General features: G+C 56.6%; 17 protein-coding genes. 8 read left to right on the forward strand and 9 right to left on the reverse strand.

Annotated elements, in window-relative coordinates; all coding sequences use genetic code 11:
- Positions 1–117 precede the first annotated feature (117 nt).
- Positions 118–849, reverse strand: a complete 732-nt coding sequence (locus IEW09_RS07305) for a GntR family transcriptional regulator (RefSeq protein ID WP_188553533.1) — start codon at positions 847–849, stop codon at positions 118–120.
- A 98-nt stretch (positions 850–947) separates the two neighbouring features.
- Here IEW09_RS07305 and IEW09_RS07310 point away from each other — a divergent pair, with 98 nt between their 5' ends.
- Positions 948–1271 (forward strand): L-rhamnose mutarotase, encoded by a 324-nt coding sequence (locus IEW09_RS07310; protein WP_188553534.1) that lies wholly within the window; start codon positions 948–950, stop codon positions 1269–1271.
- A 130-nt stretch (positions 1272–1401) separates the two neighbouring features.
- Positions 1402–2760 (forward strand): alpha-L-fucosidase, encoded by a 1359-nt coding sequence (locus tag IEW09_RS07315; protein WP_188553535.1) that lies wholly within the window; start codon positions 1402–1404, stop codon positions 2758–2760.
- A 27-nt stretch (positions 2761–2787) separates the two neighbouring features.
- Here IEW09_RS07315 and IEW09_RS07320 read toward each other — a convergent pair whose 3' ends face one another.
- From IEW09_RS07320 to recN, 8 genes are all read right to left on the reverse strand, one after another.
- Positions 2788–3840: a zinc-dependent dehydrogenase gene (locus tag IEW09_RS07320; RefSeq protein WP_188554345.1), complete on the reverse strand. Its 1053-nt coding sequence runs from the start codon at positions 3838–3840 to the stop codon at positions 2788–2790.
- A 48-nt stretch (positions 3841–3888) separates the two neighbouring features.
- Positions 3889–4569 carry a phosphorylase family protein gene (locus IEW09_RS07325; RefSeq protein ID WP_188553536.1) on the reverse strand — a complete coding sequence of 227 codons (681 nt, stop codon included), beginning with the start codon at positions 4567–4569 and terminating at the stop codon, positions 3889–3891.
- Positions 4566–5573, reverse strand: a complete 1008-nt coding sequence (gene hpnA / locus IEW09_RS07330) for a hopanoid-associated sugar epimerase (RefSeq protein WP_188553537.1) — start codon at positions 5571–5573, stop codon at positions 4566–4568. The genes IEW09_RS07325 and hpnA overlap by 4 nt, the downstream gene beginning before the upstream one ends.
- A gap of 59 nt (positions 5574–5632) precedes the next feature.
- A complete protein-coding gene (locus tag IEW09_RS07335) occupies positions 5633–6079 on the reverse strand; it encodes a hypothetical protein (protein ID WP_188553538.1) in 447 nt (148 codons plus the stop codon).
- Between the two features lie 5 nt (positions 6080–6084).
- On the reverse strand, positions 6085–7224 hold the full coding sequence (gene hpnH, locus IEW09_RS07340) for an adenosyl-hopene transferase HpnH (protein ID WP_188553539.1): 1140 nt from the start codon (positions 7222–7224) through the stop codon (positions 6085–6087).
- A 28-nt stretch (positions 7225–7252) separates the two neighbouring features.
- A complete protein-coding gene (gene shc, locus IEW09_RS07345; RefSeq protein ID WP_188553540.1) occupies positions 7253–9277 on the reverse strand; it encodes a squalene--hopene cyclase in 2025 nt (674 codons plus the stop codon).
- A 32-nt stretch (positions 9278–9309) separates the two neighbouring features.
- On the reverse strand, positions 9310–10320 hold the full coding sequence (locus IEW09_RS07350; RefSeq protein WP_188553541.1) for a 4-hydroxy-3-methylbut-2-enyl diphosphate reductase: 1011 nt from the start codon (positions 10318–10320) through the stop codon (positions 9310–9312).
- 374 nt (positions 10321–10694) lie between these two features.
- Positions 10695–12383: a DNA repair protein RecN gene (recN, locus tag IEW09_RS07355; protein ID WP_188553542.1), complete on the reverse strand. Its 1689-nt coding sequence runs from the start codon at positions 12381–12383 to the stop codon at positions 10695–10697.
- A 145-nt stretch (positions 12384–12528) separates the two neighbouring features.
- Here recN and IEW09_RS07360 point away from each other — a divergent pair, with 145 nt between their 5' ends.
- From IEW09_RS07360 to IEW09_RS07385, 6 genes are all read left to right on the forward strand, one after another.
- Positions 12529–13302 (forward strand): MotA/TolQ/ExbB proton channel family protein, encoded by a 774-nt coding sequence (locus tag IEW09_RS07360; protein WP_188553543.1) that lies wholly within the window; start codon positions 12529–12531, stop codon positions 13300–13302.
- 2 nt (positions 13303–13304) lie between these two features.
- On the forward strand, positions 13305–13721 hold the full coding sequence (locus IEW09_RS07365) for an ExbD/TolR family protein (RefSeq protein WP_188553544.1): 417 nt from the start codon (positions 13305–13307) through the stop codon (positions 13719–13721).
- Between the two features lie 95 nt (positions 13722–13816).
- Entirely contained in the window at positions 13817–14539 is a 723-nt protein-coding gene (locus IEW09_RS07370; RefSeq protein ID WP_188553545.1) for an energy transducer TonB family protein, read from the forward strand.
- Between the two features lie 58 nt (positions 14540–14597).
- Positions 14598–15971: a Tol-Pal system beta propeller repeat protein TolB gene (tolB, locus tag IEW09_RS07375; protein WP_188553546.1), complete on the forward strand. Its 1374-nt coding sequence runs from the start codon at positions 14598–14600 to the stop codon at positions 15969–15971.
- 80 nt (positions 15972–16051) lie between these two features.
- Positions 16052–16819, forward strand: a complete 768-nt coding sequence (pal, locus tag IEW09_RS07380; protein WP_188553547.1) for a peptidoglycan-associated lipoprotein Pal — start codon at positions 16052–16054, stop codon at positions 16817–16819.
- 85 nt (positions 16820–16904) lie between these two features.
- Positions 16905–17903 (forward strand): tetratricopeptide repeat protein, encoded by a 999-nt coding sequence (locus tag IEW09_RS07385; protein WP_188553548.1) that lies wholly within the window; start codon positions 16905–16907, stop codon positions 17901–17903.

The following is a 17903-nucleotide window of genomic DNA, read 5'->3' on the forward strand; positions in this document are numbered from 1 at the left end:
ATGTTGAAATGCGATCAATCAAACATAACGCCATCATCTACTCCTGTTTTGGAATCGAAAATCTTTTTCCGGTTCGCGCTGCACTGCCATGCAGACCTGATAATGCTCACCATCGCCTTACTGTTGGCGCTTACTACGCTTGCCCAATAGAGCCTTTTTCTCCCACTGGTCATAAGCCGTAGCTGCGAACCTTGTCATCACCTGCTGGATGTACTGCTCTACCACGCGCCCTTCGCCTTCCAGTATTAGATCGTGTATTCGTTGATGTACCTCAAGCTCATGGTTCCAAGGACCGGTTCCTTGTCCGCTTGCAACAACACGTATCCGCACGAACGCAAAAAACGGCAACAGAATCCTTCGTGCATGCTCCAGCAAAAAAGAATTTTGCGAAAGCCGGCAAAGTTCCAGATGAAATGCCAGATCGGCATCCAGTAACTCCGGCGCATTACCGCGCTTCGTTGCGCGCCGCATCCTGTCCACCGCTTCCTGCAAATCTCCTGTATCGACCTTGCGTTCTGCCGCCAGACGTCCTGCGAGTCCTTCCAGTGCGCCACGCAACTCATACAGGCGAAGCACGTCATCTTCACTCAAACTCACCACGCGAGCGCTTCTTCCTGAAGCCTTCGCAACAAAACCTTCCTGCGCCAAAATATTGATCGCTTCTCGAATCGAGCCCTGCGCAACACCAAACGTTCGCCCCCACGTCCCTTCCACGATCCGCGAGCCTGGCTTGAGCGTGCCACTAACAATCTCTTCCCGCAGGCGCTCTGCCAACGCGTGCTTCACCAATGGTTCATTACGTTGAACAACTTGTTTCGCCATTCGCTTTGTTACGGTATTGTTTGACATAAGTGCCTATATTAAAGTGCGCGAGCCTATAACTCCTCAATCTTCTAAAGTTAATGCGCTCGATGAACGCTTGGAATAGACCATCTCCAAGGAGCCCCATGCAACGCTACGCTCAAATCATCTATCTACGCCCCGAGGCAGAAGCCGCCTACAAGAAGTATCACCAGTCTGTTTGGCCCGACGTTCTCAGCAAGATCACCGAATGCAATATCCGAAATTACTCCATCTTTCTTCGCAACAACATTCTCTTTGGCTACTTCGAATACATCGGCAACGATTTCGTCGCGGACATGGCAAAGATGGCTGCCGATCCCAAGACGCAGGAGTGGTGGGCCATTATGAGTCCGATGCAAAAACCACTCGATAACCGCGCTGAGGGTGAGTGGTGGGCCTCCATGAAAGAAGTCTTCCATCTGGATTAAAAGTCGATGCATTTCTCTTCATTTAAGCGCTTATAGTAACCAGAAGCATATCACGCAATTCATGATATTTTGCTTATTTTCTAGAATTACTTGACATTTTATCGCAAGCACTTCTATTGTTTCTACCTAAATGAGCGCTCACAATCTTTCCCGTCGCCGACTTCTGCAAGCAGGCATCGCTACTGCTTCCCTTCCTCTTCTCCGTCGATTCACCTTTGGCGAAAACCTGGAAGAAGATCGCACCGCATGGTTTCGCGAAGCGAAATTTGGAATGTTCATTCATTGGGGTCCGTATTCTCTTGCCAGCGTTGAAGCCTCATGGCCGATCATGCAACCCGGTAAATGGAACATCACAGAGGCTGAGTATGTTGCTCTGTACAAGCGCTTCAATCCCACGAAATACGATCCCGATCACTTCATCGATCTCGCACGTGCTGCTGGACAGAAGTACATGGTCTTCACCACCAAGCATCATGACGGCTTCTGCATGTTCGATTCGTCGTATACCGATTACAAAATTACAAATACGCCGTACGGCAAAGATATCGTCAAGCAGCTTGCTGATGCCTGCACACGACGCGACATGCAACTTGGCTTCTACTATTCACCACCCGATATGCATCACCCTGGCTTCCGCGACACATCAAAGCCAGTTCGCGAAAACTGGCATGGACAGCCTGAGCGACCTGAATGGTCGTCATATCTCGACTACATGCAGCTACAGCTCAGCGAGCTGCTCACTCGTTATGGCGTTGTAAAAGATATCTGGTTCGATGGCTTGAACAATCAGGAGAAGTACGATGGTCAGCGCTTCCTTGATCTCATCCACAAGCTGCAACCGCCAACGTTAGTCAACGACCGCATCGGCGTCCCTGGAGACTACGTTACCCCCGAACAGTTCATCCCCAAAGCTATTCCGACCAAAGATGTTCGCATTCAGGGAATAGACACCAGCGTTCAGAAAAAACTTCATACCGGCATACCCTCTGCAGCAGACTTTCAGCTATGGGAGACCTGTATGACCATCAACAACACCTGGGCATACAACGCCAACGATCATGATTACAAATCCTCACACGATCTCATTCGCGGCCTGGTCGAGGTTGCAAGTCGGGGAGGCAACTTCCTTCTCAACGTAGGGCCTCAGCCCGATGGCATGATTCAACCTGAGTTTCAAGAGCGCCTGCGAGCCATCGGCGATTGGATCACCGTCAACGGCGACGCCATCTACGGCACAACCTACGGACCTATTCAGGGAGAACAGGCATACCGCACCACAACGAAAGAAAACAACATCTATATACACGTCCTGGATTGGCCTGCCACTGGATTACAACTGAGCGAAGTCAAACCCAAGGTGCTATCTGCACGCCTATTGGCGAACAATCAGCCGCTAACCTTCCAGCAGACTGAGAACGGCTTGCAGATTTCTCTGCCGCAACAAGCTCCCGATAAAAATGTCAGTGTCATCGCTCTAAGAACGCTTTGACTACTCTATGCCAGGCTCATAAAAGACTTATTCTCCGGGCTGAATCACAATCTTTAGTGAATCAGCCTGTGGATGAGAAGCCAGATCGATGCCAGCAACAGCATCTTCAAGAGAGAAGCGATGCGAGATAAGTTGAGTTAGATCGAAGCCATTACGATAGCCATCGAAGACCATACGCGTGACATCATCCTGAATAGCGACCGAGGCGCTATAGGACCCCATCAGCGTCTTCTCGTCCATGCAGACCGCTGCTGGATCGAAGGGTGCCTCGCCATGTTGCGTCTGCGCAAACAACTGTACTCGGCCTCCAGGACGGATCGCATCCATCGCTACTTTGATGAGGCTATTCCCTCCTACGGCCAGCAGCGCAACATCGGCTCCGCGTCCTTCGGTGGCTGCTTTTGCAGCTGCAACTACATCTCCACGAGCATCGAGTGGATGATGTAATCCGAACCTTGCGGCTACGGCATGACGCTCAGGATAGAGATCGCTAGTAAGCACCGTCGCTCCGGTTTGCCGCGCAAGCGCAGCGAGCAAAATGCCGATGGATCCCTGACCGATCACAAGCACCGTCTCATCAGGCTGCAGATTTAGCAGCCGAATAGCCTTGTAACAGGTGTTGACCGGCTCTATAAAAGCAGCCTGTTCGAAGGGAATATCATCTGGGATCTTGATCAGTCCATGCTGCACAATCCAATCCATGACGCGAATGTACTCAGCAAAACCACCGCCTGAAGGAGCGAAGCCAGCCGTGCAGCCAACTTTCTTGTATACCTCGCACTGCGCAAAGGTCTGCTTGCGGCAGTAATAGCATTCGCCGCAAGGAATATGGTGATAAGCCATCACGCGATCGCCTACCGCAAAATCAGTAACCCCTTCGCCAATGCGAACGATAGTGCCGGACATCTCGTGTCCAAAGACGCGCGGCGCATCGTGAGATCCACTATGGATCTTCTTGAGATCTGTGCCGCAGATTCCGCAAGTGTGAATCTTTACCAACACTTCGCCAGGGCCGATCTCAGGAACGGGGATGGTCTCGACGCGAACGTCGTTGATGCCGCGATAGACGGCGGCACGCATGGTTGCGGGAACGGTCACTGATTGGTTTTGCTGTGTCAATGTATTTCCTTATGCTTGCTGGCGATACCAGTTTAATTGCGATTCGAGTTCGCTGGTAAGAGACTGCACGGCGCGCTTGCTGTTACCCGCCAGTGCAAGGAGCTTTGGCCAAAGATATGGTCGAAGAATCGAGTGCGCCGCAAAGGCTGCTTCACGAAACTGTCCATCCGCGGTTGCAAATTGCGCGAGCTCCTCCATCTCAAATGAGGCTTCGTCCGAGATAGATTTAATGGCACGAAAAGGAAGACCATGAGTCTGTGCGAGACGAGCCACCGTTGCTGCCTCCATATCGACAGCGCTGGCCCTATAAGAAGCATAGAGGCGCTGTTTCTCCTTAATGTCTGCAATAACAGAAGTGGTAATCAATGTCTGATTCAAGAGCGGATCAGCAAAACGCTCTCCAGTACGAGCGTCGATAACAACTCCGGCACGAACGATATCGCCTACACTAAGCGCAGGATCACATGCACCTGCTAGACCAGTCGAAAGAATGGTGGTCACTGGCTTTAGGGAGAGCGCCGCCTGCACGGCAAGCGTAGCGCGATCCGCCCCCATCCCAGCACAGGCAACAACCGCAAAGTCATTGGTGTATGCGGTGATCTTGCCAGGGAGACGATGCTCCTGCCATCCACGAACAAGCGACTTTATCTCACGTGGCAAAGCAGCGATGATAGCTGGGCACTCTTTCATAATTGCTTTTCGAGTGCAGGCGCATAACCATACGCGATGAACCAGTCAATCGCAGAGCGCAGTGCGTGATAGACAGGAAGAACCTTGAAGCCCAGGTCCCGCTCTGCCTTGGAAGAAGAAGCAAACATCGTCTTCTTGCCCATTCGAACCGCTTCCACCGTGGCACGCGGCTCTTTGCCGCGAAGGCGACCAGTAACGTTTTCCTCGAAGAACGCAAAGGCCATCGCTACGGCATGGGGCACCTTCATCGTCGGCGAAGGCAGGCCGGTAATGGAGGACATGCGATCAAGAATCTGCTTAAGCGTCAGGTTTTCGCCGCCAAGAATATAACGCTCTCCGGGTGTTCCCCTCTCTAGTGCAGTGACATGCATTCGCGCCACTTCGCCAACGTCCACCAGGTTCAAGCCAGTATCCACATAAGCCGGAAATTTTTTGTTGAGGAAGTCCACAATAATTCTTCCAGTCGGCGTGGGCTTGGCGTCACCGGGACCTATCGGCGTAGTAGGGTTCAAAATCATGACGTGCTGGCCAGACTGTGCAGCACGAATCGCTTCTTGCTCGCCCAAAAACTTCGAGCGCTTGTAGACCCCAATCATGTCGGCTAGCGAAACAGGCGTGTCTTCATTCACGATGGAACCATCGCTTTTGAAACCCATCGTAGCGACGCTGGACGTATAGACAACACGCTGAACGCCAACCTCTCGCGCAATCCTCAGAAGCTCGCGTGTGCCATCGACATTGGCCGCGTACATCTCAGAAGGATCACGAACCCACAGGCGATAGTCTGCCGCAACATGCACCAGAGCCTCGCAACCTGCAAGCGCAGAGCGCAGCTTCTCCGGTTCGCGCAGATCTCCGACAACCGTCTCTGCATCGAGCCCTGCAAGCGAATCGAGGCGGCTCGTCTGACGCGTCAGTAGTCGAAGGCTAGCGCCCTCGGACGCATATGCCCGCGCCACATGGCCGCCGACAAAGCCTGTCGCTCCAGTAATAAATACGCGCACGTTTCGCTCTCTTCCCTATTTCTTCTTAGGAACGATGCAGTGTTTTGAGTGAAAGCAGATTAGTCCAGCTTCTCCGGCTCAATCTGAATGTTCTTTTCGCCGGCAGCCTTCTTTTCCCAATACTTTTTGACCCATGCCTCGAAGGTCTTACCCGCGGCGGTATCGCGTCCAGTAAAGGCAAGTGCAGCGATATCGGTGTAGGCAATGTTCACCTTCTCGCGCGCAGCCGAGGGAATAACACGCACAAAAGAATCGTTCAACGAAGCGCCCGAGCGGCGATCGAAGAGGTAGCCTTCGACCTTGGAACCATCCTTACGAGTGATCGTAATGTCGCCGCGATAGTCAAAGGCTTTTTCGAGCGCCTCGCGAATCTCCGCGTCAGTGGCCAACGCCGGGATCCAGCCTTCAAGGTTCTCTTTCTCGCGACCTTCGATGTGCTCCAGTTCGTCCGCGCTATGGTGGCGCAGCTGTTCAATCTTCAAATGTTCCTGCTGCTCTGTCGCCATGGTGCCTAATCTCCTGAAACCGTCTGCAACTGGTCGTCGGTCGCGTTAGAAGAAGCCTGAATCTGAACCAGCGGACCGCTATGCTCAGGCTTCCACTCGTTCAGCAGCTTCATTGCGTCTGCGTCTTCATAGGTAGAGGGAAGCACAAACTTTTTCGCTGTGATGAGAAAACCCTTCAATGAACTGAAGGCATAATCCACTGCTGAAGCCTCGTGCCCAGAGTGCACCATGCAGTTCGCACACCGCGGATTGCCACTCTTGGCGCCGTAGTTCTCCCACTCCGTCGTCTCCATCAACTCCTTGAAGGTATCCGCATAGCCATCCTGCAACAGATAGCAAGGCTTCTGCCAGCCAAAGATGGAGAACGTCGGCATGCCCCACGGGGTGCACTCGAAGTTCTGCTTGCCCATCAAAAACTCCGAGAACAGCGGATGAGTATTGAACTGCCAACTCTTCTTGCGATTGGAGAGAATGGCGCGGAACATCCTGCGCGACTTCGCCTTGCCGAGAAAGTGGTTCTGGTCCGGAGCCTTGTCGTAGGTGTAGCCCGGCGAGACCATCATGCTCTCGACACCCGCCGCCATCAGTTCGTCAAAGTGCGCACGCACACTGTTCGGATCAGCACCGTCGAAAAGTGTCGTGTTCGTCGTCACGCGGAAACCGGCTGCAACTGCGGCGCGCACGCCTTCCATGGCGATGTCGTAACCGCCTTCGCGGCAGACCGAGAAGTCATGATGCTCGCGCTGGCCATCTACGTGGACAGAGAAGGAGAGATACTTGCTCGGCTTGAAGAGATGCAGCTTTTCCTTCAGCAGAAGCGCGTTGGTGCACATATAAACATACTTCTTACGCGCTACCAGTCCGGCAACAATCTCCGGCATCTGCGGATGCAGCAACGGCTCTCCACCCGGAATCGACACCATCGGCACGCCGCACTCTTCCACGGCGCGGAAGCACTCTTCCGGCGAAAGGTCCTGCTTCAGGATGTGAGCGGGATACTGAATCTTTCCGCAGCCCGCGCACGCAAGATTGCAGCGGAACAAGGGCTCCAACATCAGCACGAGCGGATATCTCTTCCTGCCCGTTAGCTTCTGCTTCAAAACATAGGTTGCAACTGTCCAAGCCTGCGAAACTGGTACTGCCATCAGACTTACCTCCGATGAATCTCTTCGGCTACTTTGCCTCTTCACTTCCCATGGCACGGTGATAGGTTGTCAATGCCAACAACGGGAAGTACTGCTTATATAAGTGATATCCAAGATAAAAGACTCGCGGAAAGCCCGTCCCGGTGTAATAGCTCTCGCCATTGCGCCCCGGCACCAGTTCACTCCAGCTTCCATCTTCATGCTGCTTTTCAACCAGCCAGCGAATTCCCTTTGCCACCGAATCCGAACGAGTGTCTCCAGCAGCCAGTAATCCAAGCAAGGCCCATGCCGTCTGCGACGGCGTGCTCGGCCCAATGCCGCGCTGGTTAGGATCGTCGTAGGTGCCGCAGGTCTCGCCCCAGCCGCCGTCTGCGTTCTGAACCATGCGAATCCATTCGGCAGCCTGCTGAATGGCAGGCTCGTGATTCCAGAAGCCCATCGCCTCCAGCCCGCGCAGTACCAGGAACGTGCCGTAAAGATAGTTGACGCCCCAGCGTCCAAACCAGCTTCCGTCCGACTCCTGCTCTTTCAAAATGAACTGCACAGCCTTTTCGACGCGCGTGTCTTTACGAGTAAAGCCATACTGCGCCAACATCTCCAGCATGCGGCCCGTAATGTCAACCGTCGGTGGGTCGAGCATGGCGTTGTGGTCGGCAAACGGAACGTACTGAAAGATGCTCTTGGTGTTGTCTTTATCAAACGCAGCCCAGCCACCGTTCTTGCACTGCATCGCCCATATCCAGTTCAGTGCGCGCTGGCATACTTCGTGCTGATAACGCTCGCGAGGATTGTCGACAAAGTTCAACGCAAGCAGAACCTGGCCCGTGTCATCGATATCCGGATAGAACTCATTATTGAACTCGAAGTACCATCCACCCGGCTCGACGTTTTTGACCTTCTCCGCCCAGTCGCCCTTCTGGCGAACTTCCTTGGAGAGAATCCAGTCCGCCGCCTTCAACATGCGCGGATCGTCCTTGGCAATGCCAGCCTCGCCGAGTGCATACATCGCCTGAGCCGTATCCCATACGGGCGGAAAGCATGGCTGCATACGAAAGGTCGGGGGCGCATAGTCGGGCGTTCCCTCAGGGCAGTCGATGCCTAGCTTCTCAAACTCGTCCATCGCCCGAATCATCTGTGGATCATCGACAGAGTAGTCCAGGCAGCGCAACGCAACGATCGAGTTCAGCATCGCGGGATAGATCGCGCCTAACCCATCTGACTTCTCAAAGCGCTCCAGCATCCACTTCTCGGCCTTCTTGATCGCAATCTTCCGCAACGGCCGAATGTGCACCCGCTCAAACCAGTGAACCATGCGATCGGTGAAGAGAAAGAAATTGCGCCAGCTTATCGGATGCTTCTTGTCCCAGCGCAGATGCAGGTTCGAGTTTTGCCGCCCGCCCACAAACAGTTCGTCAATTCCCTGCTCCGGCGAAATCTTCTTGAACGGCTTCTTCGAATAGATGATCGACAGCGGCACCAGAATGCCGCGCGACCACGAAGAAATCTCATAGAGATTGAAGTAAAACCAGTTGGGAAAGAGAACGATCTCCGGCGGAATTGCAGGCACCGCATCGTAGTCGTACTGTCCCAGCGCGCACAGATAGATCTTGGTGAAGGTGTTGCACTCCACCACGCCGCCATGAGCAAGCACCCACTCGCGCGCCTTCACCAACACCGGATGGTCCTTCGACCACCCCATCAGCTTCAACGCCAGATAGGCCTTTACGCCATAGCTGATGTTCGAAGGCCCGCCAGGATAGAGGCTCCATCCGCCGTCTTCGTTCTGATGGCGAAGAATCTCATTGAGCGCCCGCTCCATCTTGCCCGGATCGCCCGTCCCCAGCAGAGTATGCATGAAGATGTAGTCGGACTCGAGCATACTGTCCGCTTCAAGCTCGCCGCACCAGTATCCCTCAGGGTCTTGCTGGCCCAACAGCCAATCCTTGGCACGGGCGATTCCATTCGCCACATGCTCTAATCCGAGGTCCATTCGGCCAAAGCGCGGCTGCGCCGACTGGTTTGCGGTCCTCGGATTACTTGAAGATGTACTCATGAATACCGAACTCTCTGGTTGGAACTTTCCGCTCAGCGTGAAGCCTGCGGAGCCGACGCAATAGCTTGGACGATCTCAGGAGGCAAACCGAAGCGAACATTCTCCGGCATCACTTCCACCTCATCAACCGAACCATAGCCTTTCGTTTGCAGATACTCAACAACATCCTTCACCAAAACCTCAGGAGCAGAAGCTCCAGCGGTCACGGCTACCGTATCGACGCCATCAAGCCACTCCAGCTTGATGTCCTCTGCCTTATCGATCAGGTAAGAGTTTGTTCCCAGATTCTGTGAGACTTCCACAAGCCGATTCGAGTTCGAGCTGTTGCGCGAGCCAACCACCAGTACAACATCCGCCCCATGGGCAACGTTCTTCACTGCGGTCTGGCGGTTCTCCGTCGCATAGCAGATATCCTGCGCGTGCGGCCCAACAATGTTGGGGAACTTCTTCTTCAGCGCCTCGATCATATACCGGGCCTCATCCAGCGAGAGCGTCGTCTGCGTCAGGTAGGCCACCTTGTTCGGGTCCGGAACCACCAGCGCTTCAACCTCTTCAACCGTCGAAACCACCTGGGTCACACTCGGCGCTTCGCCCTGCGTTCCTTCAACCTCTTCGTGATCGCGATGCCCTACCAACACAAGCGAATAACCCTGCTTGGCAAACTTAATCGCCTCCACGTGCACCTTGGTCACCAGCGGGCAGGTCGCATCGACAACCTTCAGGCCGCGCTCCTTGGCACGTTCCCGAACCGCAGGCGAAACGCCATGAGCGGAATAGATCACACGAGCGCCCTCAGGAACCTCGTCCAGTTCATTGACGAAGATGGCACCCTTCTTGGCCAGGTCAGTCACGACATAGCTGTTGTGCACAATCTCTTTACGGACATAGATCGGCGCGCCAAAGGTCTCCAACGCAATCTGAACGACATCGATCGCACGCACAACGCCAGCGCAGAAGCCGCGGGGCTTGAGGAGGAGAACTCGTTTGGTTTTAGGAGAGCTGCTCTGATCGATCGCAGCGTGGTCAAGAGTGGTTGTAGTCACGCCTACCAGTATACCGCGTTCAGGGTCGATTTGGGGTGAATTTGAACCATCCTTGGTGCACGAGAGCCCACAACGGCGAAATCAAAGATACGTCTCCCCTCAACTTTCAGAAAGGTTTTCTAAAACATTCCCCATCAAAGGCTTAGAGGCCAATCAAACTATAACTTTCCACCGCAGCCAGGATGTCCGCATCCGCACTTCAATGTTGTTACACCCTTGGCATTTTCACAGTAGGTTGAGCAATATTTTTTGCCCTCAGCTGCTACACAGGTACAACCCTCCATCGCACATTTCTTCGATTCTGTAGCCATTGTTATTCCTCCAGGACTTGCCTAGTCTGTGGGATGCCATCGCCTGCGGCGAAGATGCGCCCCCTAGCGGCTACTTTGCAGAAGATGTTCAGCGTGCTTCAAACTGGTCTCGGTCAGCTTCGCCCCGCTCAACATCCGGGCTATCTCCTGCGTGCGCTCGGTGTCTTCCATCAATCGAACGTCCGTCTGCGTCCGCCCCCGCTTCTCAGTCTTCTCTATCAGGAAATGCTGGTCGCCAAACGCTGCAATCTGAGGAAGATGCGTGATGCACAAGACCTGCTGCCCCTTCGACAGTGTCTTCAATTTCTTCCCCACCGCCTCGGCAGCCCGTCCGCCAATACCGATATCAATCTCGTCAAAAACCAGCGTGCGCGGCAGAGGAGCCTTTTTCTTCCTCACGCCTGCAACGCCTTCTTCTACCGTCACCTTCAGCGCCAGCATTACGCGCGACATCTCGCCGCCTGAGGCAATCTCATGCAACGGCTTCAGCGGCTCCCCCGCATTGGTAGCAATCAGGCACTCCACCTGGTCCCATCCATGCGCCGTCCAAGCGCTCGAAGCCTGCTCCATCGTCACCTGAATCTTGAACTTCGTGCTCATAGCCAGATCGTTGATCTGCGCCTCGGCCAGCTTCTCCAGCTTCTTCGCCGCCTCTGCCCTGCTTGCCGAAAGCTGTTTCGCAGCTGCCTGATAAGCCGCAGCATCCTGCAACTCTTTTGCCTTCAGCTCCAGCAGCAGAGCATCCCTGTTCTCCACCTCGCTCAGTTGCCGCGCAGCCTCCGCACCAAAGGCGATAACCTCCGCCAAGGTCTGCCCGTACTTGCGCTTCAACCGATCGAGAGCCGCCAGCCGATCTTCAATCTCCTCCAACCGTCCCGGCGCAGCATGAATATTGTCAGCAAAGTCGCGCACCTCGGCATCCACATCTTCAACCGCGGCCTTCGCTGCCGCCAGCTGTTGTGCAGGCTCTTGAAACCGCGCATCATACCGCGCCAGTTCCTCCAGATGCTTCAACGCCGATCCCAGCGCCGCCTCTGCCGAACTCTCCGACTCGTAGAGCAGTTCATGCGCGCCCATCGCCGCCGTATAAAGCTTTTCAGAGTTAGCAAGCACCCGCTTCTCAGCCTCTAACTGAACATCCTCGTCCTCTGCCGACAGCCCTGCCTGATCGATCTCCCTGCTCTGAAATCTCCACAGGTCTGCCATCCGCAAACGGTCCTGCTCTGCCGATTGCAACTCATCAAGCTTGTCGGTCGTAGCTCGCCACACCGCAAACGCTTCAGCCACAGCATCCGTCGATATCGCACCAAACCGGTCCAGCAAAATTCTCTGCTGCGTCTGGTCGAACGACCCCAGCGTCTCGCCCTGCGAATGCACCAGCGCAAGCTCCGGCGCCAACTGCCGCAACACTCCCACCGTCGCGGGCTGATTATTGACGAATACCCGCCCCTTACCATTCGCCGCTATCTCGCGTCGAAGCAATATATGGTCAGCCTCGGCATCGATCCCGTTCGCCTCAAGAATCGTCATCGCCCCGGGAGTCATCTCGAACACGCATCCCACCACGGCCTTATCGGCCCCATGCCGCACCACATCGGCAGACGCCTTGCCACCCAGCAGCAGCGCCAGCGCGTCGATCAAAATCGATTTCCCTGCGCCGGTCTCTCCCGTCAGCAGGTTCAATCCCAACCCGAAGTTAGCGACCGCACGGTCGATCACAGCATAGTTTTCCGCGCGCAATTCCAGCAGCATGTAAGCCTCAGTCGGATGACGTATCGCGAGGATAGCAAACCTCGTGCCGAAGCATCTATCGTTGTCCCTTAGGCATCACAGCAGATGCCCCCACCTGCACTTCACCGCAGCCACGATTTACACTAACGACTGGTGATCAATAACTATGCTCTGGACCTTTGCCCTTGCTCTCCTCCAGGAAGACGCGTCAAACCCCGCACCCATCGCCTCTAACGGCAGCGCTCTCGTGGAGATGGTTCACAACAGCGGTCCCGTCGCCTTTACGGTGCTCGTCATCCTGCTCATCGCCAGCGTCTTCTCCTGGGCCATCATGCTCTCTAAGTGGTCGAGTTTTCGCCGCGCTCAGATGCAGGGCCAGCGTTTCGTGCGCGCCTTCCGCAAATCCAGCCGCCTGAGCGAGATTGCCTCGGTCGCCGAGCAGTTCAAGCCCAGCCCGCTCGTCCCCGTCTTCATCGAGATCCACGACGAGTATCAGCGCCAGAACGGCGGACGCGGACTCCCTCGCAATCCCGTCGCCCTTGAGCGCGCTGCGCAGACCGCCTCCAGCGAAGCCCTCACTGCGATGGAGAGCCGCATGACCTGGCTCGCCACCATCGCCGCCATCGCTCCCTTCATCGGCCTCTTCGGCACCGTCATGGGCATCATCGACGCCTTCCACGGCCTCGGCACTGCGGGAGCAGCGACACTGCGCGCCGTCGCCCCCGGCATCTCCGAAGCACTCATCACCACCGCAGCAGGCCTCGTCGTCGCTATTCCCGCCGTCGTCGGTTACAACCAGCTCACCGCCCGCCTGCGCGAGTTCGGCGCACGCATGGACGACTTTGGCCGCGAGCTTCTCAACGCCATTGAAAACTCTGCTCTTCTGACGCCGCCCGCACAACCCCAGCAACCCGAAGAGCCACGCCGGAGGGCCTTCTAGCAATGGCCTTCTCCGCCAAAGGTCGCACACAGACGGCGCTCGCCGACATTAACATCACACCGTTGGTCGACGTTGTGCTCGTTCTGCTCCTCATCTTCATGCTGACTGCGCCCGTGCTCCAGTCCGGCGTCATCGTAGCCATCCCCAAGACGCGCTCGGTCAACCAGCTCACCGAAGAGCGCATGGTCGTCACGATCGACAAGGACCAGAACGTCTTTCTGCAGGACAAGCCGGTCAACGTCAACGACCTGCCGAACCTGCTGCGAACCGTCGGCTCTGCTCCTACCGCAAAGCGCATCATCTACCTGCGTGCCGATGAGCGTGTACCCTTCGGCGCCTTCGCCTCTGTGATGGATGCGGTCAAGCAGGCCGGCATCACCGACATCAGCATCGTCACCCAGCCGATCCAAAGTAAGTAAAGCCAAGTGAGGACCGGGTCATAGCTACACAGCTCCAATACAGCCGCGACACCCGCACCGACGACAAACTAGGCGGCAACCTCGTCGGCTCGCTCGTGCTGCATGCACTTGTCGTCGCACTCATCCTCGGCTGGGCATATATCTTTCGCTCGCACACTCCTCCATGGGGCGAGAACGCCTCGAACGCCGGAGCGATTCAGGCCACCATGGTCGCGTCCATCCCGCTTCCGCCCAAGCAGCGCGATCTCGACACCGGCGTGCTCACCTCAGAGACACCAAGCCCCGCGCCCGTCATTGCAAAAGAAAAAACCGCGCCACCGCCAGACCTGAAGGCTGTTCCCATCCCGCAAAAGGTTGTGAAGCCGCCCAAAGTCGCCCCGAAAGAGACGCCGCAGCCTCCCAAGCATATTCAACCTGTGCCGCCTCAACCTAAAAAGGCCACTACCGGCGAAACCGGCGGCATCCGCATTCCCGAAGCGACCATGCAGATGAAAAATGGCTCCGCCAGCATGAGCGTGCAGGACCGTGCCTTCGGCGCCCGCTTCGCCTACTACGTCAACATCGTCAATCGCACCGTCGCGCAGAACTGGTACACGCAGGAGGCCGATCCCATCGCCTCCAACGGCAAGAGCGTCACCATCGTCTTCGACATCAATCGCGAGGGAGTTCCCTCCAACGCGCGCATCGAGACCCGCAGCGGCTCTCCTACGCTCGACACCTCCGCCCTCCGTGCCCTGCAACGAGTCGAGGGCTTCGGCCCCTTGCCTCAGGGTGACCATATTACTGTTGAGTACACATTCAATTACCGCAGGCAATAACGTGTTTTATCGTTTTCAATCTCACCGCGTCTATTATTTGCATCTACCATAGGAGAGAATGCTTACCCCAGACCGCACATCCAATCGTCGCTTCGTGCGGCTGCCCATCTGGCTGGCAGCCATGTCGGTCCTTCTGCTCAGCGTCTCAACGCTCCACGCACAGGACTGGTTCAAGACCGAAACCTCCAGCGGTGCCTCCAGCATCCGCATCGCTGTCGCAGATTTCAAGCCGCTTTCGACCGATCCACAGACCTCCCCGTTCAAGCACACCTTCGATACGACCCTCTATAACGATCTCGCCAACGCGGGCATCTTCGACGTCGTCTCCAAGAGCTTGCAGCCGCAGTCCACGCCCGGCGCTCCGGCAGAGATCAGCCTTGCGCAGTGGGCCGCCGCTCCCTCTTCAGCGGCCATGGTCGCCTTCGGAGGCTTCAGCGTTCAGAACGGCAGAATCATCTGCAACGGCTATCTCTTCGACGCGAAGAACACGCAGTATCCTCAGGTGCTCGCCAAGCAGTACAACGAGGCAGCCTCGGACGACTCCGCCCGCCAGGTAGCCCACCGCTTCGCCGACGAGATCATCTTCCGGCTCGGTGGCGGCACTCCCGGCATCGCCGAAAGCAAGATCTACTACGTCAAAATAGCGGGCGGCACCAAAGAGATCTGGGCCATGGACTACGACGGGGCCAACCAGCACCCCATCACCCACCTCGGCACCGTCTCCATCTCACCGCGCATCTCGCCCGACAACTCCCGCCTTGCCTTCTCTTCGCTGGGCAAGCACGGCTTCCAGATTCGCATGTACTCGCTGCTGCTCAACCGCATGGTCAACTTCCCCGAGTCAGGCGGCACCAACATCTCACCCGCATGGTCTCCTGACGGAAACAACGTGGCCTACTCTTCCTCACGTACCGGCGACCCGGAGATATGGATCTCGGACGCCAACGGCAGCCTCGCTCGCCGCATCACCAGCTTCCGCGGCCCTGACGTCTCTCCCGTCTACAACCCCAAGACCAGCTCGCAGATCGCCTGGGTCAGCGGACGAACCGGCCTGCCGCAGATCTACATCATGGACGCCGACGGCTCAGCTGTGCAGCGCATGACCGACGGCGGCTACGCCTCTTCGCCGTCATGGTCGCCCAACGGCCAGTTCATCGCCTTCGCCTGGAACCGCAAGTATGGCCCCGGCGCTCCCGGCGGGCAGGACATCTATGTCATGGAAGTCGCCACCAAACGCTGGATCCAGCTTACCCACGATCAGGGCCCATGCGACTTCCCCTCCTGGTCGCCCGACGGCAGGCACATCGTCTACGCCAGCAGCGCCAACGGCAGAACAGCACAGAACAAGATCTGGACCATGCTTGCTGACGGCACGCAGAAACACGCCTTGACCGGCGCTGGTGCAGATATGCCAAATTGGAGCTGGAAATAAGTACTTTTGTCCATCTGCGAAAGTTGTTTCGCAGTCAACTTTGATTGTTTGAGATACTGCTGCTGAGCAAGGGAGATACGATGAACGTAACGCGAACCAAAATAAACCGGGCCATTGTGTTGGCCGCTACCGTAATTGCACTGGGAGCTGTCACCGGCTGCCACAAGAAACACAGCGGCGTTAACCCGAATAGCCTCGGGCCTGGGCCTGCAGAGACCGGAGCAGCACCGACGGCCACCATCACCGCCGATCCGACAGCGATCGACCTCGGCCAGTCCGTCGTCCTCAACTGGCGTACCGAGAATGCCACCAGCGTCACCATCGACGGCATCGGCCCGGTGAACGCCAACGGCACCCAGACCGTATCGCCCTCCACCTCGACCAACTTCCATCTCACCGCAAAGGGTGACGGCGGCACCACCGAGGCCAACGTTCGCGTCACCGTCCGCGTGCCCGAAGCACCCACCGTTCCCAGCAACGAGAACGGCGACATGGGCAGCGACGAGGTCTTCCACCAGAACGTCAAGGACGTCTTCTTCGACTACGATAGCTACGATCTCCGCCCCGATGCTCAGTCCTCCATCTCGCAGGCTGCCAGCTATCTGCAGGCGCATCCCGCCATCAAGGTCGTCATCGGCGGCTACTGCGACGATCGTGGATCGGCCGAGTACAACCTCGCACTCGGTGAGAACCGCGCCAACTCTGCCCGCACCGCGCTGGTCAATGCCGGAGTCGCCGCAAGCCGTCTCCGTGTCATCAGCTACGGCAAGGAGAAGCAGTTCTGCACCGAAGAGAATGAGAACTGCTGGCAGCAGAACCGCCGTGCGCAGTTCTCCCTCGATCGCTAGTCCAACGTAGTTGTTCACTCACACTCAGCCCCCGTGCACTTCACTGTACGGGGGCTGACAGCATCCAGAAAACCGAGCGTCGCCCATGGCCAACGAAAAAAACAAGCTTCCCTCCGCCAACAAATCGATCCGTCTCGCCTCGGTCGCCCTTCTCGGCACCGTGATGGTCTTCACCACGCCCGCCTTCGCCGCGAACCGCGACATGATCCAGCTCCAGACCCAGGTCCAGCAGTTGCAGGATGCCGTCGCCCGTCTCCAGCAGACCAACGACGAGCGCATGGGCGTCATGAAGGACCTCGTCCAGCAGAGCGCCGACGCCGTCAACAAGATGTCGTCGAACATGGACGATCTCAAGAAGCAGATGCTCGATCAGCAGAACGCACAAGGTAATAAGATCGATCAGGTCTCCGGGCAGATCCAGTCGATGAACGACTCCATCGACGAGTTGAAGGCGCGCCTCGGCAATCTTGAAAAGCTGCTTCAGAACATCCAGAACCAGCAGCAGTCGATGAGCGCCAGCATGCAGAACGCGCAGCCTGCCGCTGGTGGCGGTATCCCCGACAACTCTGCCGCTCCTGCCAACGCTCCTTCCGATGCCAACCAGCCTGCGCCAACCACAGGGCCTGACGGCAAGCCTCTTGCCGGAACGCCTATGCCAGCCGATGCAGGAGCAGGCGCACCGGCTGCTCCTCCTGCCGACGAGCTCTACAAGACCGCTCTCGGTGACTACATGTCGGCCAAGTATTCGCTCGCTGCGTCAGAGTTCGGCGATGTCACCAAGAACTACCCCGACAATCCTCTCTCAGGAAACGCCTACTACTATCGCGGAGAGATCGACTATCGCGCCGGACACTACGCCGAAGCCATCAAGAGCTACGACAAGGTGATCGAGCAGTACCCCGCGAGCAACAAGGTCCCGGTATCGCGCCTGCACAAGGGCAACGCGCTGATCGCCTCCAAGCAGACCGCAGCCGGCGTTCGCGAGCTGCGCGCTCTCATCCAGCGCTTCCCCAACTCGCCCGAGGCAATGCAGGCACGCAGCAAGCTCAGCGGCATGGGCGTTCCTGTCAATCCCCGCCGGTAG

Source organism: Edaphobacter dinghuensis (assembly GCF_014640335.1).
GTDB classification, from domain to species: domain Bacteria; phylum Acidobacteriota; class Terriglobia; order Terriglobales; family Acidobacteriaceae; genus Edaphobacter; species Edaphobacter dinghuensis.